A 21,740-nucleotide genomic window follows, 5' to 3' on the forward strand; every position below is an offset into this window, starting at 1 on the left:
AGGAGAACAGAGGGTGTTGCGGGCGCGTACGGCCATCGCGGGCATCGGGGCCACCGAGTTCAGCAAGAAGTCAGGGCGGTCGGAGCTCCGGCTGGCCGCCGAGGCGGTGTTGTCGGCGCTGGACGACGCGGGATTGTCGCCCGGCGACGTGGACGGCCTGGTCACCTACAGCCAGGACTCGAACCAGGAGATCGCCGTGGCCAGGGAGGTGGGCGTCGGCGACCTGACGTTCTTCTCCCGGGTCGAGTACGGCGGCGGCGCGGCCTGCGCGACCGTGGCCCACGCGGCCATGGCCGTGGCGACGGGCCTGGCCACGACGGTGGTCTGTTACCGGGCCTTCAACGAACGTTCCGGCCGCCGTTTCGGCCAGCCGAACGCCCGGCTGACCGGCGAGCCCACCTCCCAGGGGCTGGAGATGAGCTGGCACGTGCCGTACGGGCTGATGACGCCCGCGGCGTGGGTGGCCATGTTCGCGCGGCGTTACATGCACGAGTACCGAGCGACGTCGGAGGACTTCGGCCGGGTGGCGGTGGCGATGCGCAGGCACGCGGCCACCAACCCGGCGGCCTGGTTCCACGGGCGGCCGATCACGCTGGCGGAGCACCAGGCGTCCAGGTGGATCGTGGAGCCGCTGCACCTGCTCGACTGCTGCCAGGAGAGCGACGGGGCGGTGGCCCTGGTCGTGACCTCCGCCGAACGCGCCCGCGACCTGCGCAGATCCCCCGCCGTGATCACCGCGGCGGCCCAGGGCTCGGGAGCCGGTCAGCTGATGATGACCAGCTACTACCGCGACGACATGAGCGGCCTCCCGGAAATGTCCGTCGTCGGTCGCCGACTCTGGGAGATGTCGGGCTTGTCGCCGAAGGACATCCAAACGGCCATCCTGTACGACCACTTCACCCCGTTCGTCCTGGCCCAGCTCGAGGAGCTCGGCTTCTGCGGCCGTGGCGAGGCGCCGGAGTTCCTCAGGGACGGCGGCATCGAACTGGACGGCCGCCTCCCCGTCAACCCACACGGGGGCCAGCTCGGGGAGGCCTACATCCATGGCATGAACGGCATCGCGGAGGCCGTCCGCCAGATCAGGGGCACCGCCGCCAACCAGCTACCCGGCGTCACGAACGTCCTGGTCACGGCGGGTACGGGCGTACCGACGAGCGGCCTGATCCTCTCGACCGGCTGACCGCGGAGCTTTGCTCCGCGGTAGAAGAACGCCTCTTCCTTGTTTTTGGGGGGGTCGCGGGGGGTGTGCCCCCCGCGGGGGCTTTGCTCCGCGGTAGAAGAACGCCTCTTCTCACGGGTGCATGAACATGGGGACGGAGAAGAACACGATCATCGCGATCGCCACGCACACCAGGAACCCGATCACCTCCCAGGCCCAGTCGAAGTGGCGGTCCGTGCGCCGGTGTGCCTTCTGCGGCCGGGCCGTGTACTCCGGCTTTCTCTTGGTGGGTGGCCGGGCGCGGACCGGGCGCGGGGCCAGTAGGGAGGGCTCCGGGGTCAGGAAGGTGGGCCCGTCCTCGCCCGGTGGGCCGTCCTCGGCTTGCGGGAGGCGGTAGACCGGCTCCGCCGGCTTGGCGCGGGACTGCGCCGCCGCGGGTCCGTTCCGGAACTGCGGCTCCGCGGGCTGGGTGCGGGGCTGGAACAGCGGTGCCGCCGCCTCACGGGCCGTCTCCTCCATCCGCTGCGGCTGCCAGCGGAGGGGACGGGCGGGGCCCTTGTGCACCAGCACGTCGCCCGTAAGGGACGGTCCTGGGGCGTCCCTGGGCAGCAGCACGTCGCCGGTCGCGAACGGCTCCCCCGCGTCCCTGGGCAGGATCACATCGCCGGTCGCGAACGGCTCCGCCCCTTGAGGTGCCGCCAGGAAGAACGCAGGCTCCCCCGGCGCGGGCGTCCGCGGCTGCCCGGGCGGGAAGGGCCCTGCGGCGTCCAGCGCCGCCAGCGGGTCCCGCAGTGGCCGGGCGGACCCCAGCGGGTCCCTGAGCGGCACGCCCGGGCCCAGTGGGTCCAGGCGGTTGCGGAGTTTGGGCATCGGGGCCGTGGTCGCCTCGTGCTCGGCGACCCGCGAAGGTGCGGGCGGCGTCAGCAGCTCGGCGGGGAAGATCACCGTGCTGGTCGCCGGATCGGCCTCCGCCAGCGGTTGCGGCCAGACCGGCGGGCCAGGCCAGCGCGGCTTGACGAACAGCGGCCCGGGGCTGGCCGTACGGGAACCCGCGAAGTGGATGCGTAACCCGCCGGGCGGCTCGGGCCACGGCAGGCGGCAGAGCACGTCGCGCAGCGGCGCGATGCCCAGCGCGCCGTAGACGTCCGCCGCCGGCTTGGTCACGCGGGCACCGAGGCCGAGCAGCGCCATCCCGAGCGACTGCCTGAACTGGTGCCCCGCCCCCACCGCCAGCTCCGCGGCGGTGTCCGGCGCGACGTCGAGCACCCACGCCAGCTCGGCCTTGCTCAGCCCGCAGACCGTGCACAGCACCAGCACCTCGCGCTGGTGCGGGCGCAACTCCCGCAGGGTGCGCTCCACGAGCGCGGAGGCCGGGTCGATGAGCGCGTCGACGGCGGGCGGCGAGTAGACGATGTCCCGCCGGTGGATCTCGCGGCGGGCGAACGCGTAGATGGCGGCACGGGGCGGCTCGCCGTCGGGGACGCTGGTGAGCACGGACACCAGGACGTCGGACGCGGAGCCGAGGTCGCCGAGCTGGTCAGCGCAGTACGCGAACAGCCCGGTGGCATGACGGTCGTAGAGCTCCGCGATCAGTTCTGCGCGCGGGCGCTGACCGGTGAGCGGCTGAGACACGGGGCCGGATCCTCTTGCTGTTTGTGCGGGACGCTGAGGGTGACTCAAGTTCATCGCTGGGGATGAAGAAGACGCGTTTGACGATTGTGTGGGTAATCATGCCAACACACCCTGGTCCGGCGCACTACCAGATCCGGATTTCATGTGAATATCCAGGTCAGTGAAACGTTTAAGCCGGGCCCGAGGGGACAGGGCGGTCCGAATCGCCGTAGTCTGTGCTCCAAGAGATCATGCGGCGGTCGTGGCAGGGGGGCTGCGACCCTGCCATGAGCGAGAGGTCGCGCGTGATCACATTCGACGCAGTCACCAAACGTTACCCAGACGGTACGGTCGCCGTGGACAGCCTCAGCCTCGAGGCGCCCACCGGCGAGATCACCGTGCTCGTCGGGCCTTCTGGCTGCGGGAAGACGACGTCCCTCCGGATGATCAATCGCATGATCGACGCCTCGGAAGGGCAGATCCTGCTCGACGGCGTTCCGGTGCAGGGGATCGACCCGCCGACGCTGCGGCGCGGCATCGGCTACGTCATCCAGCAGGCCGGGCTGTTCCCGCACCGGAAGATCGTCGACAACATCGCCACCGTCCCCTACCTGCTCGGCTGGGACAAGAAGAAGGCCCGCGACAGAGCCATGGAGCTGCTCGAACGCGTCGGCCTCGACCCCGCCTTCGCCGGGCGCTACCCGTTCCAGCTCTCCGGCGGGCAGCAGCAGCGCGTGGGCGTGGCCAGGGCGCTGGCCGCCGATCCGCCGGTGCTGCTCATGGACGAGCCGTTCAGCGCGGTCGACCCCGTGGTGCGCACGAGCCTGCAGGACGAGCTGCTCAGGCTCCAGTCCGAGCTGAACAAGACCATCGTCTTCGTCACCCACGACATCGACGAGGCCATCAAGCTCGGCGACCGCGTGGCCGTGTTGCGGGTGGGCGGCCGGCTGGCGCAGCTCGCCGACCCCAAGACGCTGCTGTCGGAGCCGGCCGACGACTTCGTCCGCGAGTTCCTCGGGCATGACAGGGGGATCAGGCGGCTGCAGTTCGTCTCCACGGAGGGGTTGCGGCTGCGTACCGATCTGACCGTCCCTGAGGGCTTCACGGGCAGTACGGACGAGCCGTGGTTGCTGGTCGTGGGCGAGGACGGCGGGCCGGTCGGCTGGGTGGCCGGGTCGCGGCCGGACCAGCTGGAGTCGTACGGGACGTTCGTGCTCGGCCGCGACTCCATGCGGTCCGCGCTCGACGCGGCGTTGCTGTCGCCGTCCGGCTGTTCCGTGGCCGTGGACGAGCACGGCAAGGTCGTCGGCGTGGCCACCAGGGAGGCACTCGACGAGGCGCTGGCGGAGGCGGCAGATGGGTGACGGTCCCCCTTCCATATGGGAGTGGATCGGGCGTAACTGGGACACCGGCCGGGTCGACAGCATCAGGAACCTGCTCACCGACCACCTGACCATGTCGTTCGTGCCGATCCTGGTCGCGCTGGTCGTGGCGCTGCCGCTCGGGCTGGCCTGCGTGCGCTGGCGCTGGCTCTACCAGCCCACCTCCGGCCTGATGAACGTCGTCTACGCGCTCCCCTCGCTCCCCGTCTTCATGTTGCTGATCTCGGTGACCGGGCTGTCGCAGACCACCGTGATCATCCCGCTGACCTTCTACGGCATGGCCGTGCTGATCCCGGCCGTGGTCGACGGGCTGGGCTCGGTGCCCGACCACGTGCGGCAGTCGGCGGTCGCGATGGGGTTCACGCCGCTGCGCCGCCTGCTGACGGTCGAGCTGCCGATCGCCGTGCCGGTGGTGCTGGCCGGGCTGCGGGTGGTCGCGGTCTCCAGCATCAGCCTGGTCAGCGTGGGCGCGCTGATCGGGCAGGGCGGGCTCGGGGGACTGTTCACGCGGGCGTACCAGAACCCGTTCATGCCGCCGGTGATCACGGGCATCGTGCTGATCGTGGCGCTGGCGCTGGTCGCCGACGGCCTGCTGGTCCTGGCGCAACGGCTGCTCACCCCGTGGGTACGCGCTCGAAGGGGCACCCGATGAGCTGGCTGACCGCGTTCTTCGACTGGCTGGGCGAGTTCTTCGGCAGCGGCGACAACTGGTCCGGGCCCGGCGGCATCCCCGCGCGCCTGCTGGAGCACCTGGAGTTCTCGGCGCTGGCCCTGGTGCTGGCCGCGCTGATCGCCGTGCCGCTCGGGCTGCTGATCGGTCACACGGGCCGGGGCGAGGTGCTCGTCGTCGTCTCCGCGAACCTGGCCAGGGCGCTGCCCACGCTGGGGTTGCTGGTGATGTTCGTGCTGTTGCTGGGTACGTCCTCGATCTGGCCGGTGATCATTCCGCTGGTGTTGTTGTCGGTGCCGCCGATCCTGGTGAACACCTTCGAGGGCATCAAGGGGGTTGATCCCGAGCTGCGCGACGCGGCGTACGGGATGGGGTTGCGCGGCGGGCAGGTGCTCGGACGGGTGCTGGTCCCGGTGGCGCTGCCGCTGATTCTGCTGGGCTGCCGGCTCTCCGCGATCCAGGTCGTGGCCACCACGACGGTCGCCGCCTACACCGGGCTCGGCGGGCTCGGACGTTTTGTGATCGACGGTTTCGCGACGAAGGATTACGCGAGCGTCGTCGGGGGTTCAGTACTCATTGTGCTGTTCGCGCTCGTCGTGCAGATATTGTTCACGCTCGTCCAGAGGGTGACGGTGTCGCCGGGGGTGAGCCAGCGACTGAAGGTTCGATAGTCTCCCGTATTACCTCCCGCTTAGAAGGGAAAAGCAAAGATGAGACGCAAGTACGGCATCGCGGGGGTGCTGATTTCGGCGATGCTCGCGCTGGCCGCCTGCGGTGGTGGCGGCAGCACCGGGGGCAACCCGCTCGACACGACGAGCGCGGCTCCCAGCGCTTCGGCCTCGGGCGGGGGTGGGAAGGCCGTCATCGGATCCTTCGACTTCGACGAGAGCGTGCTGCTCGGGTCGATCTACGCCCAGGCGCTCGAGGCCAAGGGCGTGCAGGTTGAGGAGAAGCCGCGGATCGGCAGCCGCGAGGCCGTCTACGACCAGGTCAAGAGCGGCGGCCTGACCATCGTGCCCGAGTACAACGGCAACCTGCTCGCCTTCATCGACCTGAAGAACACCGCCGCGACCACGGACGACGTCAACGCGGCGCTGAAGGAGAAGCTGCCGGCCGAGCTGGAGGTGCTCGACTCCTCCCCGGCCGAGGACAAGGACAGCCTGTCCATCACCAAGGACACCCAGACCAAGCAGTCGCTGAACACGATCGAGGACCTGGCCAAGGTCTCCAAGGACCTGGTCGTCGGCGGGCCGCCCGAGTTCAAGAAGCGGTGGGAGGCGCGGTTCAAGGAGGTCTACGGGATCGAGTTCAAGGAGTGGAAGCCCACGGGGCCGACCACCTCTGACGCGCTGAAGGACGGCACGATCCAGGTGGGCAACGTGTTCACCACCGACCCCAAGATGGTGGCCAACAACCTGGTGCCGCTCCAGGACACCAAGAACATCTTCCCCGCCCAGAACGTGACGCCGCTCCTCTACAAGGCCGGGGCGACCGACACGATCAGGACCACGCTCAACTCCATCTCGGCGAAGCTCTCCACGCAGTCCCTCCTGGACATGATGCAGAAGATCTCCGTCAACAAGGACGAGCCCGCCACGGTGGCCAAGGAATGGCTGACCTCCAACGGCCTGGGCTGACGCTCGTCGCGAGGGTCCCCGTCCTCCGGGGGCCCTCGTCGTGAGCGAGTTCACGGAGGCGATGGCGCAGCTCGCGGCGGGCGTGGCGGTGGTGACCGTACGCGACGGGCGCGACGACCTCGGCGCCACCGTATCGGCGCTGATGTCCGTCTCGCTGGAACCCCCGCTCGTCCTGGTGAGCCTGGCCAGCAGCGGCTACCTCAACGAGGTCCTGCTGCGCCAGGATCGCTGGGCCGCCTCCCTGCTGTCGTCGGACCAGGCCGCGATCGCCAGCCGCTTCGCCACCGCGGGCCGCCCCAGCGCCCGCCTCCTGCTGGCGGGCACCCCGCACCACCGGGGACCGCACACGGACGCGCTGGTGGTGGAGGGCGGCGTGGCGGCCCTGGAGGCCGAGACCACCAAGGTGGTCGCGGCCGGCGACCACACGATCTTCATCGCCGCCGTCCTCGCCGTCTCCTACGTCAACCCCACTCTCAACCCTCTGGTACGACTCCGCGGCCGCTACCGCGCGATGGGATCGTGATGCGCGTCACGCAGCGCCCTGATCGTGTCCCCGCTGTACTGGTACAGCGCTTCCGCCTCCACCAGGCGGGGACTGCGTCAGCGGATCGTGTACCAGGTGGGGAGCAGGAGCGGCCCCGCGGCCGGTAGGCCCAGCTCGGCGGACAGGCGGGCCAGCGGGCCCCAGGCGTCCATCCTGATCCTGGCCAGCGCCGCGGACTTGTCCTCGCTCGACTCCGGGCCGCGCAGGCGCTCCAGGGGGTTGAGCCGGGGGTAGGTACGCACCGGGGCGTCGTCGGCGAGGCCGGCCCGCTTCCTGGCCAGGGCCAGCGCGTCCTCCAGCCCGCCCAGCTCGTCCACCAGCCCGCTCGCCTGCGCGTCGGCGCCGGTCCACACGCGGCCGCGGGCCAGCTCGTGGGCGCGTTCGCGGGTGAGGTCGCGGCTGCTCGCCACCTTGCCCACGAAGTCGTCGTAGATCCGGTCGAGCCAGGCGTTCACGCGTTCCCACTGCTCGGGGGAGAAGCCGCGGGACGTGGAGAACATCCCGGCGTTGGCTCCCGCGGCCACCATCTCGGAATTTATCCCGATTTTTTCGAGCATTTCGGAAATGACGGGCTTGCCGCCGTACACGCCGATCGAGCCCGTCAGTGTGCCTGACTGGGCGACGATCACGTCGGCGGCCATCGACACGAAGTATCCGCCGGACGCCGCCAGGTCGCCCATGGAGACGATCACCGGCTTGACCTTGCGCGTCAGCGTCACCTCACGCCAGACCGTGTCGCTGGCCACGTACGAGCCGCCGGGGCTGTCGACCCGGAACACGACGGCCTTGACGTGCTCGTCCCGCCGGGCCGCCCGGAACGCGGCGCTGATCGTGTCGGAGCCCATCGCCCCGCCCCCGCCCAGCGGGCTGCGTCCGCTGCGCCCGCTCCTGATCATGCCCAGGCCGTGGATGAGCGCGATCCCGTCCGCCATCGGGTGCGGCAACTTCTTGACGGCCGCGCCTCTGGCGTACCTGGAGACGTACAGGAGGTGCGCGTCGCCTTTGACCTCGTCGTACACCTCGTCCCGGTACGCCAGCCCGTCGACCAGCCCGGCCTCCTGCGCCTCGGTGCTGGAGAACGGGCCGCGGTCGATCAGCTCCCGCACCTTGCCCGGGTCCAGCCGGCGCCCGTCGGCGATGCCCGCGACGAGGCTCTCGGTGACCGACTCCACGATGCGGCTCATGGACTCGCGGTGCGGCTCGGTCATGTGGTCCTGGGTGAAGGTGTTGACGGCGGTTTTGTACTCGTGCCGCTGCCCGACCTCGTACCCGACGCCGAGTTTCGCCAGCGTGCCCTTGACGAAGCGCTGCTCCATGGCCACCCCGGTCAGCCCGACGTCGCCGCTCGGCTGCAGGTAGACGCGTTCGAAGGCGCTGGCCAGGTAGTAGGGGACCGTACCGCCGCCGAACTCGCCGAACGTCTCCGCGAACGCGACGGTCAGCTTGCCCGCGGCCCTGAAGTGGATCACGGCCTGCCGCAGCTCCTGCACCGTGGCCAGGCCCAGCGGGTTGCCCCCGATCTTCACGATCAGCGCCCTGACCCTGGAGTCCTGCCTGGCCCGCTTGAGCCCGGACAGGACGTCGGACAGGCGCGTCTTGCGCATGGACAACACTGCGGCGAGCGGATCGCTCGGCGGGCCCTCGGTGAGGCCCTCTGTGAGATCGAGCTCCAGCACCAGCGGGGCGGTGCGCCGCTGGCGAATCTTGTCGACGGTTTCGAAGATCGCCCTGCCTGCGTCCATAGAAGCCACCCTAAACGACACAATTCGAAATGCGCTTAGGGGAATATGTCAGGTGGCCCACCGCCCAGATGGGTTACGGGTGGGTGAGCCCCTGGCAACCTGCTTCCCTGCGCCTATCGGCTGCGCAAGGCCGCGTAGACGTTGATGCGGGGGGTGGTTGTCTCCGTGCCCGCGCTTGTGTACGTGATCGGCTTGCCCGTTCGCTTCAACGTGTTCAGCAGTTGGTCCACCGTTGCGTTCTTGTGCTTCTGGCGTAGCAATGCGAATGTGCCCGTCACGTGCGGAGTGGCCATTGACGTGCCGTTCAGGGCCGCGTACGTGTTGCCTGCGATGGCCGCCGTGATGGCCACGCCCGGTGCGTACACGTCCAGCAACGCCCCCCGGTTCGAGAAGGAGGCCACCGCGTCCTGCTTGTCCGTGGCGCCTACCGCTACCGTGTTCGAGACGCAGGCCGGCCACGACACCGCGGCGTCCCAGCCGTTGTTGCCCGAGGCCACCACCGTGGCGGTGCCCTTGGCCAGGAGCTTGTCCACTTCCGCCTTGAAGTCGGCCCCGTCGCCCTCGTCGCAGGCCGTGTCGTACTGGCCGCCGCCCAGGCTCAGGTTCACCGAGGCGATGTTGTACTGGTCGGCCAGCAGGTCCGCGTACGCCATGCCCGTCAGGACCGAGGAGTCGTACGCGAGGATGCAGGCGGGACGGCCCGAACAGTACGGGGAGTTGTCGAAGCGGCTGAAGACCTGCACCGGGATGATCTTGGCCTTGGGGGCGACGCCGTTGGCCGCGAACTCGGCCGTGGCCTGGCCCGCGGTGATCCCGGCCACGTGCGTGCCGTGGTAGCACAGGCCGTACTGGGGCTGCGGGGCGCCCGTCATGCACGCCGGCGTCTCGGCGTTGGCGGCGCCGTCGCCGATCTGGAACTGGCTGCCGTTCGGGCACAGCGGTGACGAGCCGTCCACCGGGTCGGCGGCCGAGAAGCAGGCCTGGGCCGTGATGCGGTTGCCGAAGGCCGGGTGGTCGTTGTCGATGCCGGAGTCCAGGATCGCGACGGCCGTACCCTTGCCGTTGTAGCCCTGCCGCTGCGCCCGGTCCGCGCCGATCAGCGGGATGCTCTGCACCAGCGACGGCTCGCTGAGCGTGTCCTTGCGGATCGAGACCACGTCGGACTGCTCGGCGATCTTCTCCAGCTCCGCGCGGGTGCCTCGGTAGACGAAGAAGTCCAGCTTGCCCGCCACCTCGGAAGGCGGCTCCGCGGAGACGTTCTTCCTGCCCTGCTTGACCTCTTCCGCGCTGGTCAGCGCGGTCTTCACCTGGGCGGGCCGGTGTACGCGGACGATGGCGCGGTGCTCGCCGGACGCGGTGATCGCAGGGTCGATCTTGGAGTCGGGGGCGGCGAGGGCGGGTGTGGCGATCAGCGCTGCCGAGGTGGTCGCTAACGCGATGGCGCCGGCCAGCAGAGACGAGAGTCTCAACTGTTCCTCCGGGGGCTCGGGGGGTGTTTGTTCTAAGAAGTGTATTAATCGGACAAGTGATGTCAGAGAGGGGGATGGGGTTCCGTTATCGGTTCTTGTTGTGATGACCCGACCGTTCCGGTGACCCGACCGTTCCGGGGAAGGCTCCGGGAGGGGCCGGATGTGCCGGTCCGGCACCTCCCGCCGCTCAGACCCGAGGATCGGCGGCCGCCTGGGCGGCGGCCGTGGCGCGTTCCGCGTTGATCCGCGTCGTGGTCACCTGCGTGCCCCCCGCGTCGTACCGGATGGGCGTGCCCGTCGCCTGCAGCCGCTGCAGGGACTGCGCCACCGTGAAGTTCGGGTACGCCTGCTTCATCAACGCGAACATCCCGGCCACGTGCGGCGCGGCCATCGAGGTGCCGCTTTGGACGGCGTACGTGTTGTCGGGCACCGAGGAGTTGATCCCCGCGCCCGGCGCGAGCAGGTCGACCAGCCGCCCCCGGTTGGTGAACGTGGTCAACGCGTCGCTGTCGTCCGTGGCGCCCACCGTGATGGCCGTGGAGACGCACGCGGGGGAGGAGACACCGTTCAGGAAGCCGTCGTTGCCCGACGCCACCACCGGCGCCACGCCCAGGGCCACCAGGGCGTCGAAGTTCGGCTTGACCGCGGCGGCGGTCGCGTCGGTGTCGCAGGCCGAGCTGAACGGGCCGCCGCCGCCGATGCTCATGTTCACCGCGGCGACGTTGTGGTTCCTGGCCACCCTGGCCACGTACTCGAGCGCCAGCTTCTGATCCGAGGTGTAGGTGAGGTAGCAGGGCGCGAGGGCGCCCCTGGCCATGCAGGTCAGGGCGTTGTTCACGCGGCTGAAGATCTGGATCGGCAGGATGCCCGCCGCGGGGGCGACGCCGTCGGAGGGCGCTCCCGTGGCCATCTTGCCCGCCGCGATGCCGGCCACGTGCGAGCCGTGGGAGCAGGCGTTCGCGTTGTTGACGACGCACTGCCCGATCTCGGCGTTCGCCGCGCCGGCGCCGATCTGGCTGGGCTGGTTGTTCGGGCAGAGCGAGACGGTGCCGTCTCTCGCGTCGGACGAGGAGAAGCACGCCTCGTCCACGAGCCGGTCGGCGAAGAACGGATGGTCGCGGTCGATCCCCGTGTCCAGTACGGCGACCGTCGCGCCCCTGCCGGTCCAGCCGGCGTCGTTCGCCCGGTTCGAGCGGATCAGGTTGGTGCTGACGTCGAGGATGGGCAGGCTCAACTCGTCCTTGTAGACGGATTCGACGCGGTTGTCCTTCTTGAGCTTGGCCAGGGTCGGGTCGTCCACCTCGGCGACGAAGAAGTGCGGCGACTGCGCCCTCTCCAGCACCCGGCCGCCCTCGGAGGCCTGTTCGAGGTCGGTGGCGACGGCCGCCACGCTCTGGCCCGGTTTGAGCTGGATGATGGAGCGAACGCTGGTCTTCGCCTTGATCTCCGCGACGAGCGCGGGGCTGATGACCGGGTCGCCGGTGTCGGCGGTGGCGGCATGGAGCGCTGGGGCCGCACAGAGCCCGGCGGACGTCAGGGCCAGCGTCGTGGCGCAGGCCAGAAGAGACCGTAGCCTCACGAAATTCCTCCGAGTATCAGAGCCGTGAAGCTGATCGCGGCTCCCGGCTTGCGGACAGCCGCATACATCCCCGCCTGCGACAACAGTGATGTCAGTGACCTATGTGACTGAGAGCAACGTTGGAGGCCTTTTTGCCTTGTTGCGGCCAAAGAGAAAGGCCGGTCAGGAGTGACCGGCCTTTTTCGAGATATCTAGCTATTTGCTGGTTTTGAGGACGTTCTTCGCGGCCTTCTTCACCGCCGCGGTGGACGGCTTGCTGCTCAGCCGCACCTTCTCCGCGGCGGTCAGCGTCGTGGTGCCGTTCGTGCCGTGCGCCCAGTTCAGCCAGGCCGTCAGCAGCGCGCTGTCGAGCGCGGCCTTGCTGGACTTGGTGCTCTTCAGCACCCGGTACGCCTTGCCCAGCGACGACGCCTTCGTCAACTCGGGGAACACCTTGCTCGACTTGCCGATGAGCTTCAGGTAGCAGGTGAGCGTGGCGTCCGGGATCGTGCCGCTGCTGCGGTGGATCTCCACGGCCCACTTCTTGGCCGTCAGCTTCTTGGCGGCCGTGCCGCGCGTGCAGACCGCGGCCGTCGTGGCGGCCGGGCTCGGCATCACCGTCACCGTGACCGTCACGGTCGGCAACGGGATCGGCGTGCTGGACGTCGAGGGCTCCGGCTCGGGGTCTGCCGGGTCGTCGGGCTCGGGGCTCGGGCCGCTGCTGTCGGTCGGGTCGGGCTGGTCGGGCGCCGGGTTCGGGGCCTGGGTGATCGGCGGTTGCGGCGCCGCCCCGGCCAGGGCCGCCGCCAGGTCCAGGCGCGGCGTGGTGACCTGCGCGCCGTTGGCGTCGTACACGTACGGCCTGCCGGTCGTCTTCAGCGTGTTGACCAGGTCGGCCATCGGCGTCTGTGGCGAGGCCTGCTTCATCAGCGCCAGCGCGCCGGCCACGTGCGGGGTCGCCATCGAGGTGCCGCTGTGCACGGCCGTCGCGTTGTCCGGCACCGACGACTCGATGTCCACGCCCGGCGCGAACAGGTCCACCAGCGCCCCGCGGTTGGAGAAGTCCGCGATGACGTCGTTGTTGTCATTCGCCCCGACGGCCACCGCCGTGGAGATGCAGGCCGGGTACGACGCCCCCTCGAAGAACTCGTTCCCCGCGGCCACCACGGTCGCGATGCCCTTGCCCAGCAGCGCGTCGATCTTCGGCTTGAAGATCGCGCCTTCCTCGCTGGCGTCGCAGTCGGTCTCGGAGAGTTCGCCGCCCAGGCTGAGGTTCACGGCGGCGATCGGCTGGTTCAGCGTCGTCACGTAGTCCATGGCCTGCCGCAACGACGACTCGAACGCCAGCAGGCACGAGGGCTCGCCGCAGATTCCCTCGTCGTTGAGCCGGCTGAACACCTGCACCGCCACGATGTTCGCCCCCGGCGCCACGCCGCCGCTGCCGGCCGCGATGCCCGCGACGTGGGTGCCGTGCTCGCACAGGTTCACGCCGTCGGCCAGGCACTTGGCCGTGGTCGCGTCCGCCGCTCCGGCACCCGTCTGCTCCGGCTGGCCGTTCGGGCAGAGCGACTCGACGCCGGACTCCTCCACGGAGGAGAAGCACGCCTCCGCGACGATCCTGCCGGTGAACCACGGGTGGTCGAGGTCGATGCCGGTGTCGAGCACCGCCACCGCCTGGCCGGTCCCGGTGAGGCCCTTCCCGTGCGCCTGGTCGGCGCCGATCAGCTTCAGGTTGGGGCTCACCTCGGCAGGCGTGTACGTCCTGTCCCGGTGAATCGAGGTGACCCGCGGATCCTCGGCCAGCTTGGCCAACTCCTCCGCGGTCCCTTCGACGACCATGAACGACTGGCTCGGCGGCTGCAACACCACGTCCACGCTCTCGGCCGCCGCCTGGCTCGCCACGGGCGCGTTCTGCCCGGGGTCGGTCAGCTCGACGATGGCCCGCTCGGAGCCACCGTCGACCCCTAAGCCGTCCTCGACCTTGTCCTCGGGGGTTTGAGCGGCGCTCGGTGAGGGGCTGGGAGTCGAGGCCGCGGTGGGGGTCGGCGTCGGTGTCGGATCGTCGGCGTAGGCCGAGCCCGACAACGGCAGCAGGGCCAGCACCATCGAGCACACGATCAGGGGGCGAAGTCGCACGCGTCGTCCTCCGAGAGGGGATGATCTCGGAGTTTATGGGGATTTGCCGGACTGGCACAGGTCTCCGGCGGGGTTTCTCACCGAACTTTCAGCCAGATGTTGTCAGGTTGTTCCCTCGTGGGTGAGCCAGACCGCGCCGAGCGGCGGCACCCGCAGCGTCGTGGAGCACGGCAGCCCGTGCCAGGGCTCCTCACTCGCCTCGACCACTCCCAGGTTGCCCACGCCGCTGCCCCAGTAGTCGTAGGCGTCGGTGTTGACGATCTCCGTCCACTGCCCGGCGTACGGGAGGCCGAGCCGGTAGTTCTCATGCGGCCCGCCGCTGAAGTTGACCACGCACGCCACCGCGGACCCGTCGGACGCGTAGCGGACGAACGAGAACGTGTTCCCGGAGGCGTCGTCGGCGTCGATCCACCGGAACCCGTCGGGCGTGGAGTCCTGGTCCCACAGGGCGGGGGTCTCCTTGTAGATCCGGTTCAGGTCGCGTACCAGCCGCTGCACGCCCTGGTGCCCGTCGAACTCCAGCACCCACCAGTCCAGCCCGCGCTCCTCCGACCACTCCGAGCCCTGCCCGAACTCGCCGCCCATGAACAGCAGCTGCTTGCCAGGATGCGCCCACATGAACGCCAGCAACGCCCTGAGCTGCGCGAACCGCTGCCATTCGTCCCCCGGCATCTTGCCGAGCAACGACCCCTTGCCGTGCACGACCTCGTCGTGCGACAGCGGCAGCACGTAGTTCTCCGAGTACGCGTACAGCAGCGAGAACGTCATCTGATGGTGGTGGTACTGGCGGAAGACCGGCTCGTGCCGCAGGTATTCGAGCGTGTCGTGCATCCAGCCCATGTTCCACTTGAACCCGAACCCGAGCCCGCCCAGGTGCACCGGCCGCGAAACCCCGGGCCAGGCCGTCGACTCCTCGGCCACGGTCGAGATGCCGGGCGCCTCGCGGTAGCAGACGGAGTTCATCTCCTTGAGGAACTCGACCGCGTCGAGGTTCTCCCGGCCGCCGTAGACGTTCGGCGTCCACTCGCCCTCCCGCCGCGAGTAGTCCAGGTAGAGCATCGACGCCACCGCGTCCACCCGCAGCCCGTCGACGTGGAACTCCTTCAGCCAGTAGAGCGCGTTGGCCACCAGGAAGTTGCGCACCTCCCTGCGCCCGAAGTCGAACACGTACGTCCCCCAGTCGGGGTGCTCGCCCCTGGCCGGGTCGGCGTGCTCGTAGAGCGGGGTGCCGTCGAAGCGCGCCAGCGCCCATTCGTCCATCGGGAAGTGCGCGGGCACCCAGTCCAGCACCACGCCGATGCCGCGCTGGTGCATCAGGTCCACGAAATGGCGGAACTCGTCGGGCGTGCCGAACCTGGCCGTCGGCGCGTAGTAGGACGTCACCTGGTAGCCCCACGAGCCGCCGAACGGATGCTCGGCCACCGGCAGCAACTCCACGTGCGTGAACCCCATGTCGGCCACGTAAGCGGACAACTGCTCGGCCAGCTCCAGATAGGTCAGCCCGGGCCGCCACGACCCTAGGTGCACCTCGTAGACGCTCATCGGCCCGCGTTGCGGCTGCCTCTCGGGCCGGTCGGCCATCCAGACGCCGTCCTGCCAGGTGTAGTCCGACTTCTCCACCACGGAAGCCGTCATCGGCGGCACCTCGGTCCGCCTGGCCATCGGGTCGGCCTTGTCCCGCCACACCCCGTCGGCGCCCAGGATCTGGTACTTGTACCGCTCGCCCGCCGCCAGCCCGGGCACGAACAGCTCCCACACCCCCGAACGCCCCAGAGAACGCATCGGGTAGGCGATGCCGTCCCAGTGGTTGAAGTCGCCGACGACCCTGATGCCGCGCGCGTTCGGCGCCCAGACGGCGAACGCGGTGCCCTCGACGTCCTCGTGCTCCATCACGCGGGCGCCGAGCACCTCCCACAGCCGCTCGTGGCGCCCCTCGCCGATGAGGTGCAGGTCCACTTCGCCGAGCGTGGGCCAGTGCCGGTAGGGGTCCCGCGTCAGGTACGGCTCCGCGCCGGCGTATTTGACGCTCAGCGAGTAGTCGGGCACCTTGTCCAGGCCCGGGACGGTGACCTCGAACACCCCGTGGGCCTGGTGTTTCATGTCATGGGCCGTACCGTCTTCGAGCACCACCCGCACCCGCTCGGCCAGCGGGCGCAGCGCGCGGAAGACCACCCCTCCGGACACGGGGTGTGCTCCTAGCACGGAGTGCGGATCGTGGTGCGCCCCGCCCGCGAGGCGGTCGAGCTCTGTCCTCATCGGCATGCTCCCAACACTGCCCTATGATGACCGTCCATCCCAGGCACTGCCCGCTTTCATCGAGACAATCACTGAAAGTGCAAAATCCCGGGTTCATCCCGAGAGGATTCTTGACCCGGCTCCGACCAGGAGCGCCGCCCAGGCGCGCCCTCGGCCACGAGGCGAACCCTAGACCGGCCGGGGACGGAACGCGGCCAGCGGGATCGCGATCCACGTGGGCCGGTTGCGGGCCTCGTAGACCACCTCGTACACGGCCTTCGACAACTCGAACGCCCGCAGCAGCGCCGCGTCTCCCCGCGTGATGACCCCGCCGCCCTCGACGTACCCCTCCAGGAACGAGGCCCGGTTGCGGTCCGCCCACTCCTGGGCCCGCGGCTCGAGCTCCTGGGCTTGGGCCCGGATGTTGGCGCTGTCGGGCAGCAGGTGCCTGGCCGCGTAGTCGAACGAGCGCAACATCCCCGCCACGTCCCGCAGCGGCGAAGACAGCGCCTTGCGCTCGGCCAGCGGCTGCCCGGGCTCGCCCTCGAAGTCCAGCACCACCCAGTCCGTCGGCGTGCGCATGACCTGGCCCAGGTGGTAGTCGCCGTGAACGCGTTGCACAGGCACCTCGCTGGTGTGCAGCTCCACCTCGTGGTAGGCGTCCTCAACGGTGCTCACATGCTGGCGCAGCTCGGGCACCTCGGCCACGGCCCGGCCCAGCCTGCGCCTGAAGCCCTCGGCCATGCGCTTGATCTCGTGGATCTCGACGACGTCCGTGGGGAAGGCCTCGGCCAGCTCGTGGTGCACCCGGGCGGTGGCGCTGCCCAGCCGCAGCGACTCGGCCGCGAAGTCCCCGCCCGCCTCGGCCGCCGTGATCTCGGGCAGCGACGCGTACAGGTCGCGCACGCTGGCCAGCGCCAGGTCCCAGCCGTCGTTCGCGGTGGCCAGGAACTCCTGCATGATCGCCAGCGTGGTGTCCGTGCCGTCGAGCTCGGTCTCGATCCACCCGTACGGCTGCGCGATGTGCGGCGCGTCCCTGGCGGCCAGCGCCGTGATGACCTCCAGCTCGGGATTGATGCCGGGGATGAGACGGCGGAAGAGCTTGCAGATGTACGCGTCCCCGTACACGAGGGAGGTGTTGGACTGCTCGGCCCCCAGGACCAGGCTGCGTTGGGAGGTGTCGATGGTGACGCCGGGCACATGGCGCATGCGCAGGCCGCCGCTGGTCTCGTCGTGGGCCATGCCGTTCAGCAGCCAGCCCATGCGGTCGGCGTCGTGTACGGCGTCGTAGAGGTACAGGTCCCCGACCGTGGCGATCAGGGCGTGGGTGAGCCGGTCGGGGATGGAGTCGCGCTCGCCGAGCAGCACCTGGTAGCGGTCGCGTGAGCCCTCCTGCCAGATGGCGACGATCAGATGCCGCAGGCCCGGCGTGAGCTCGACATCCGAGTCGATCGACAGCTCGTCGATCGGGCGCCCCTTGCCGCCGAACCAGCGCTGGCGTGCGATCCATGCGGCAAGGAGCTCGTCAAGCACGTCCTACTCCTCCTGGGTGATGGCCGGCGGGAGCGTGAACCAGTAGAACCCATGCCCGGGAAGCGTCAAAAGATACGGAAGTTCGCCAATTGCCGGGAATGGTACGCCTCCCATGGTTTCAACGGGGGAAACGCCCACGAATCTCCGCAAATCAAGCTCGACGGGTTGCGGGAAGCGTGACAGGTTGTTCACGCAGAGCATCCGGTCGTCGCCCAGCTCCCTGACGAACGCGAGCACGCTGGGGTTGGAGGAGTTGAGCTCCGCGTAACCGCCCAGCCCGAACACCGGGTGCCGCTTGCGGATCTCGATCATGCGCTTGGTCCAGTGCAGCAGCGAGCCGGCGTTCTTCTGATGGGCCTCGACGTTGATGGCCTGGTAGCCGTAGATCGGGTCCATGATCACCGGCAGGTAGAGCCGCCCGGGGTCGCAGTCGGAGAAGCCGGCGTTGCGGTCGGGGTCCCACTGCATGGGCGTGCGCACGCCGTCGCGGTCGCCGAGCCAGATGTTGTCGCCCATGCCGATCTCGTCGCCGTAGTAGAGCACCGGGGAGCCGGGCAGCGACAGGAGCAGCGCGGTGAACAGCTCGATCTGGTTGCGGTCGTTCTCCAGCAGGGGCGCCAGGCGGCGGCGGATGCCGACGTTCGCCCGCATGCGGGGGTCTTTGGCGTATTCGGTGTACATGTAGTCGCGTTCCTCGTCCGTGACCATTTCGAGCGTCAGCTCGTCGTGGTTACGGAGGAAGATTCCCCACTGGCAGTGTTCCGGAATTTTCGGCGTTTGCGCCATGATTTCGGAAATGGGGTAACGGGACTCCCGGCGCACGGCCATGAAAATGCGGGGCATGAGCGGGAAATGGAAGGCCATGTGGCATTCGTCCCCGCCGCCCACCGGATCGCCGAAGTATTCCACGACGTCCGACGGCCACTGGTTCGCCTCGGCGAGCAGCACTCTGTCCGGATACAGCCGGTCCACGTCAGACCTGATGCGCTTGAGGTATTCGTGCGTCCTCGGCAGGTTCTCGCAGTTCGTCCCCTCCTCCTCGAAGAGGTACGGCACCGCGTCCAGCCGGAAACCGTCAATGCCCAGGTCGAGCCAGAAGCGCAGCACCTCCAGCATCGCGTCCTGCACGGCCGGGTTCTCGTAGTTGAGGTCCGGCTGGTGATGGAAGAAACGGTGCCAGTAGTACTGGCCGCGTACGGGGTCGTAGGTCCAGTTGGACGTCTCGGTGTCGATGAAGATGATCCGGGCGTCCTGGTATTGCTCATCCGTCGACGACCACACGTAGAAGTCGCCGAACGGCCCCTCCGGATCGTGCCGCGACGCCTGGAACCACGGATGGGCGTCGCTGGTGTGGTTCATGACCAGGTCGGCGATGACGCGCATGCCGCGTTTGTGGGCCTCGTCGACCAGCTTCACGAAGTCGCCCAGGTCCCCGAACTCGGGCAGGATCTTCATGAAGTCCGCGATGTCGTAGCCGCCGTCACGCAGTGGCGACTCGTACAACGGCAGCAGCCAGAGGCAGTCGATGCCGAGCCACTGCAGGTAGTCGAGCTTGCTGATGAGGCCCCGGATGTCGCCGGTCCCGTCGCCGTTGGAGTCGGCGAAGCCCCTGATCAGGACCTCGTAGAAAAGCGCGCGCTTGTACCAGTAGGGGTCGCGCGGCTTTTCCTCGTCAAAGGTGTTGGGAATGGGTGTGGTGGAGCTCATGAGTCACCCCAGGAGGGGCTCACGAGGGAGGCGCTTTCACACACGTTGAAGACTCCCCGCTGAATTCTGTTCTACCGTGGCGCGGCTCGAACGGTGAGAATATGGGCAGGCTGGATGTGCGGGTCGAGGCGAACATAGTTGCTCTGCCGCCAGCGGAACGACTCGCCCGACAATTCGTCGTCGACGACGAACTCGGCGTTCCAGTCGAGACCGAGGGCGGGCAGCTCCAGATCTACAGTCGCCTCGTGGGTATTGTGTGGATCCAAGTTGATGACCGCCAGAACGACGTCGCCCAGCCCGTGCCTTCGTGTGGCCGTGTCATAGGCGCCCGGAAGTCGCTTCGAGAAGCAAACGATGTCCGGTTGGTCGACCCTGTGGAACCGTAGATTACGCAATTCCTGCAGCGCCGGATGCGCTCTTCGGAACAAATTCAGATGAGTGATGAAGGGAGCCAGACTCCGGCCTTCACGTTCGGCCGCGAGCCATTCGCGAGGTTTGTACTGATATTTCTCGCTATCTAGATACTCCTCGCTACCAGGGCGTACCGGGATGTTCTCTCCGAGTTCGTACCCGGAGTAGACGCCCCAGGTCGGCGAGGCCAGCGCGGCCAGCACCGCCCTGATCCTGAACGCGGGCCCGCCGCCGTGCTGCAGGAACTCGTGCAGGATGTCCGGCGTGTTCACGAACAGGTTCGGTCGCAGGTAGGAGGACGTTTCGTGGGAGAGCTCGGTGAGATAGGTCTCCACATCCCACTTGGAGTTCTTCCAGGTGTAGTACGTGTACGACTGGTGGAAGCCGACCTTGGCCAGCGTACGCAACATCGCCGGCCTGGTGAACGCCTCCGACAGGAAGATCACGTCGGGATCGGTCGTGTGGATGTCGGCCAGCAGCCGCTCCCAGAACGCCACCGGCTTCGTGTGCGGGTTGTCCACCCGGAAGATCCGCACCCCGTGGGCCATCCAGTGCCGCAGCACCCGCCTGACCTCGATGTAGATCCCCTCGGGGTCCTTGTCGAAGTTGATCGGGTAGATGTCCTGATATTTCTTCGGCGGGTTCTCGGCGTACGCGATCGACCCGTCCGCCCTGATCGTGAACCACTCGGGGTGCTCCTTCACCCACGGGTGGTCCGGCGAGCACTGCAGCGCGAAGTCGAGCGCGACCTCCATGCCCAGCGCTCGGGTGCGGCCCACGAACTCGTCGAAGTCGTCGAGCGTGCCGAGGTCGGGGTGCACGGCGTCGTGGCCGCCGTCCTCGGACCCGATGGCCCAGGGCGAGCCCGGCTCGTCGGGCTCGGGGCTGAGCGTGTTGTTGCGCCCCTTGCGGAACGTCGTGCCGATGGGGTGGATGGGCGGCAGGTAGACGACGTCGAAGCCCATCTTGGCGATGGCGGGGAGCCGCTTGGCAGCAGTCTGGAAATTTCCGGACTTGGAGATGCCCAGCTTGTTGATCACCGCGCCTTCCGACCTGGGGAAGAACTCGTACCACGAGCCGTACAGCGCCCTGCGCCGGTCCACCCTGACCTTGTACGACCTGGACCTGGTCACCAGCTCGCGGAACGGGTGCGAGTCCAGCAGCGCGGCGGTCTCGGGGAGCTGCGCGATCGACAACCGCGCCCTGGGGTCCAGCTCCTCGTCACGCAGCGTGGCCGAGATCGACAGCAGCGCCGCCCGGTGCCCGCAGGCGCTGTCGCCGTTGCCGTTCTGCCTGCGCCGGCCGTTCTTGTGGGCGTTCTTGGGCACGCCGTTCGGGCAGTCCGGCGCGCGTACGGCCCTGGCGGCCCGCTCGAACAGCCGGGCGCCCTCCTCGCACATGAGATCGACGTCCATGCCACGCGGGATCTTGATCTCCGCGTCGTGCAGCCAGGTGCTGATCGGGTCGCCCCATGCCTCCACGCGGAACAGCCAGTCACCCTCGGCGGGCAGGCACACGTCCACACCCCAGCGGTCGGTGCCGGGGGCCAGCTCGCGCATCGGTCTCAGGCGACCGCGCTGCCCGTCGGGCGCGGTGAGCACCACGCCCGCGGCCACGGCGTCGTGGCCCTCTCTGAACACGGTCGCCGAGACCCCGAAGGTCTCGCCGGCGACCGCCTTGGCGGGCCACTGCCCGCAGTCGACGACGGGGGAGATGTCCGTGATGGGAATTCGTCCGATCATCGCATTCAAGGGTTTGCGGCGACGCTCTCGGAGCCGCCGGAGGCTTTCCTGGCAGGAACGATCCTTGCATGTAAATTGTGGACAGCAGCGGATAGACCTCCCGAGTGTGTCTGCGGGAGAGCCAACAATGAGGAAAGTTGCCCCAATAGTCCCTCTTCATGCTAGTTCCCGGAAGGGGTTTGAACGGGGTTCATGGGGGTGAAG

At 68.8% G+C, this 21,740-nt stretch carries 15 protein-coding genes; 6 read left to right on the plus strand and 9 right to left on the minus strand.

The features are described 5' to 3' along the window. Positions 1-13 precede the first annotated feature (13 nt). Positions 14-1,180, plus strand: coding sequence for a lipid-transfer protein (locus ACFLIM_RS15195; RefSeq protein ID WP_393165668.1), 1,167 nt, complete (start codon positions 14-16; stop codon positions 1,178-1,180). Positions 1,181-1,291: 111 nt separating this feature from the next. Here the strand turns inward: ACFLIM_RS15195 and ACFLIM_RS15200 are convergent, their stop codons facing one another. Continuing rightward, positions 1,292-2,791 carry an RNA polymerase sigma factor gene (locus tag ACFLIM_RS15200; RefSeq protein WP_393165669.1) on the minus strand — a complete coding sequence of 500 codons (1,500 nt, stop codon included), beginning with the start codon at positions 2,789-2,791 and terminating at the stop codon, positions 1,292-1,294. A 284-nt stretch (positions 2,792-3,075) separates the two neighbouring features. Here ACFLIM_RS15200 and ACFLIM_RS15205 point away from each other — a divergent pair, with 284 nt between their 5' ends. The 5 genes from ACFLIM_RS15205 to ACFLIM_RS15225 are packed head-to-tail and all read left to right on the plus strand — an operon-like array spanning position 3,076 to position 6,982. Beyond that, positions 3,076-4,134, plus strand: coding sequence for an ABC transporter ATP-binding protein (locus ACFLIM_RS15205; RefSeq protein WP_393165670.1), 1,059 nt, complete (start codon positions 3,076-3,078; stop codon positions 4,132-4,134). Next, on the plus strand, positions 4,127-4,804 hold the full coding sequence (locus tag ACFLIM_RS15210; RefSeq protein WP_393165672.1) for an ABC transporter permease: 678 nt from the start codon (positions 4,127-4,129) through the stop codon (positions 4,802-4,804). Before ACFLIM_RS15205 ends, ACFLIM_RS15210 begins: the two co-directional genes overlap by 8 nt. Further along, complete coding sequence (locus ACFLIM_RS15215; protein ID WP_393165674.1) at positions 4,801-5,493, plus strand: ABC transporter permease; 693 nt, start codon at positions 4,801-4,803, stop codon at positions 5,491-5,493. The genes ACFLIM_RS15210 and ACFLIM_RS15215 overlap by 4 nt, the downstream gene beginning before the upstream one ends. A 39-nt stretch (positions 5,494-5,532) precedes the next feature. Continuing rightward, positions 5,533-6,459: an ABC transporter substrate-binding protein gene (locus ACFLIM_RS15220; RefSeq protein ID WP_393165676.1), complete on the plus strand. Its 927-nt coding sequence runs from the start codon at positions 5,533-5,535 to the stop codon at positions 6,457-6,459. A 40-nt stretch (positions 6,460-6,499) separates the two neighbouring features. After that, positions 6,500-6,982, plus strand: a complete 483-nt coding sequence (locus tag ACFLIM_RS15225) for a flavin reductase family protein (protein ID WP_393165678.1) — start codon at positions 6,500-6,502, stop codon at positions 6,980-6,982. Between the two features lie 77 nt (positions 6,983-7,059). On the opposite strand, the gene sppA is transcribed toward ACFLIM_RS15225, so the two are convergent. From sppA to ACFLIM_RS15265, 8 genes are all read right to left on the minus strand, one after another. After that, the gene (gene sppA, locus ACFLIM_RS15230) at positions 7,060-8,745 is read right to left on the minus strand and encodes a signal peptide peptidase SppA (protein WP_393165681.1); all 1,686 of its coding nucleotides are present in this window, start codon (positions 8,743-8,745) and stop codon (positions 7,060-7,062) included. 113 nt (positions 8,746-8,858) lie between these two features. Continuing rightward, positions 8,859-10,214: a S8 family peptidase gene (locus ACFLIM_RS15235; protein WP_393165683.1), complete on the minus strand. Its 1,356-nt coding sequence runs from the start codon at positions 10,212-10,214 to the stop codon at positions 8,859-8,861. A gap of 187 nt (positions 10,215-10,401) precedes the next feature. After that, entirely contained in the window at positions 10,402-11,793 is a 1,392-nt protein-coding gene (locus ACFLIM_RS15240) for a S8 family peptidase (RefSeq protein ID WP_393165685.1), read from the minus strand. 195 nt (positions 11,794-11,988) lie between these two features. Next, positions 11,989-13,908, minus strand: a complete 1,920-nt coding sequence (locus ACFLIM_RS15245; protein ID WP_393165686.1) for a S8 family peptidase — start codon at positions 13,906-13,908, stop codon at positions 11,989-11,991. A gap of 102 nt (positions 13,909-14,010) precedes the next feature. After that, on the minus strand, positions 14,011-16,164 hold the full coding sequence (glgB, locus tag ACFLIM_RS15250; protein WP_393165688.1) for a 1,4-alpha-glucan branching protein GlgB: 2,154 nt from the start codon (positions 16,162-16,164) through the stop codon (positions 14,011-14,013). A 168-nt stretch (positions 16,165-16,332) separates the two neighbouring features. Then, the gene (locus ACFLIM_RS15255) at positions 16,333-17,676 is read right to left on the minus strand and encodes a maltokinase N-terminal cap-like domain-containing protein (RefSeq protein WP_393165690.1); all 1,344 of its coding nucleotides are present in this window, start codon (positions 17,674-17,676) and stop codon (positions 16,333-16,335) included. A gap of 3 nt (positions 17,677-17,679) precedes the next feature. Beyond that, the gene (gene treS / locus ACFLIM_RS15260) at positions 17,680-19,383 is read right to left on the minus strand and encodes a maltose alpha-D-glucosyltransferase (protein WP_393165692.1); all 1,704 of its coding nucleotides are present in this window, start codon (positions 19,381-19,383) and stop codon (positions 17,680-17,682) included. 71 nt (positions 19,384-19,454) lie between these two features. Further along, positions 19,455-21,536: an alpha-1,4-glucan--maltose-1-phosphate maltosyltransferase gene (locus ACFLIM_RS15265; protein ID WP_393165694.1), complete on the minus strand. Its 2,082-nt coding sequence runs from the start codon at positions 21,534-21,536 to the stop codon at positions 19,455-19,457. Positions 21,537-21,740: the final 204 nt, after the last annotated feature.

Origin of the sequence: Nonomuraea marmarensis (assembly GCF_043197025.1) — a bacterium.
GTDB classification, from domain to species: Bacteria; Actinomycetota; Actinomycetes; order Streptosporangiales; family Streptosporangiaceae; genus Nonomuraea; species Nonomuraea marmarensis.

What these genes read in the sequence shown, in the direction of transcription:
- ACFLIM_RS15210 (WP_393165672.1), top strand. Translation starts at nt 4,127, where the DNA reads ATGGGTGACGGTCCCCCTTCCATATGGGAGTGGATCGGGCGTAACTGG.
- ACFLIM_RS15215 (WP_393165674.1), top strand. Translation starts at nt 4,801, where the DNA reads ATGAGCTGGCTGACCGCGTTCTTCGACTGGCTGGGCGAGTTCTTCGGC.
- ACFLIM_RS15220 (WP_393165676.1), top strand. Translation starts at nt 5,533, where the DNA reads ATGAGACGCAAGTACGGCATCGCGGGGGTGCTGATTTCGGCGATGCTC.
- sppA (WP_393165681.1), bottom strand. Translation starts at nt 8,745, where the DNA reads ATGGACGCAGGCAGGGCGATCTTCGAAACCGTCGACAAGATTCGCCAG.
- glgB (WP_393165688.1), bottom strand. Translation starts at nt 16,164, where the DNA reads ATGAGGACAGAGCTCGACCGCCTCGCGGGCGGGGCGCACCACGATCCG.
- treS (WP_393165692.1), bottom strand. Translation starts at nt 19,383, where the DNA reads ATGAGCTCCACCACACCCATTCCCAACACCTTTGACGAGGAAAAGCCG.
- ACFLIM_RS15265 (WP_393165694.1), bottom strand. Translation starts at nt 21,536, where the DNA reads ATGATCGGACGAATTCCCATCACGGACATCTCCCCCGTCGTCGACTGC.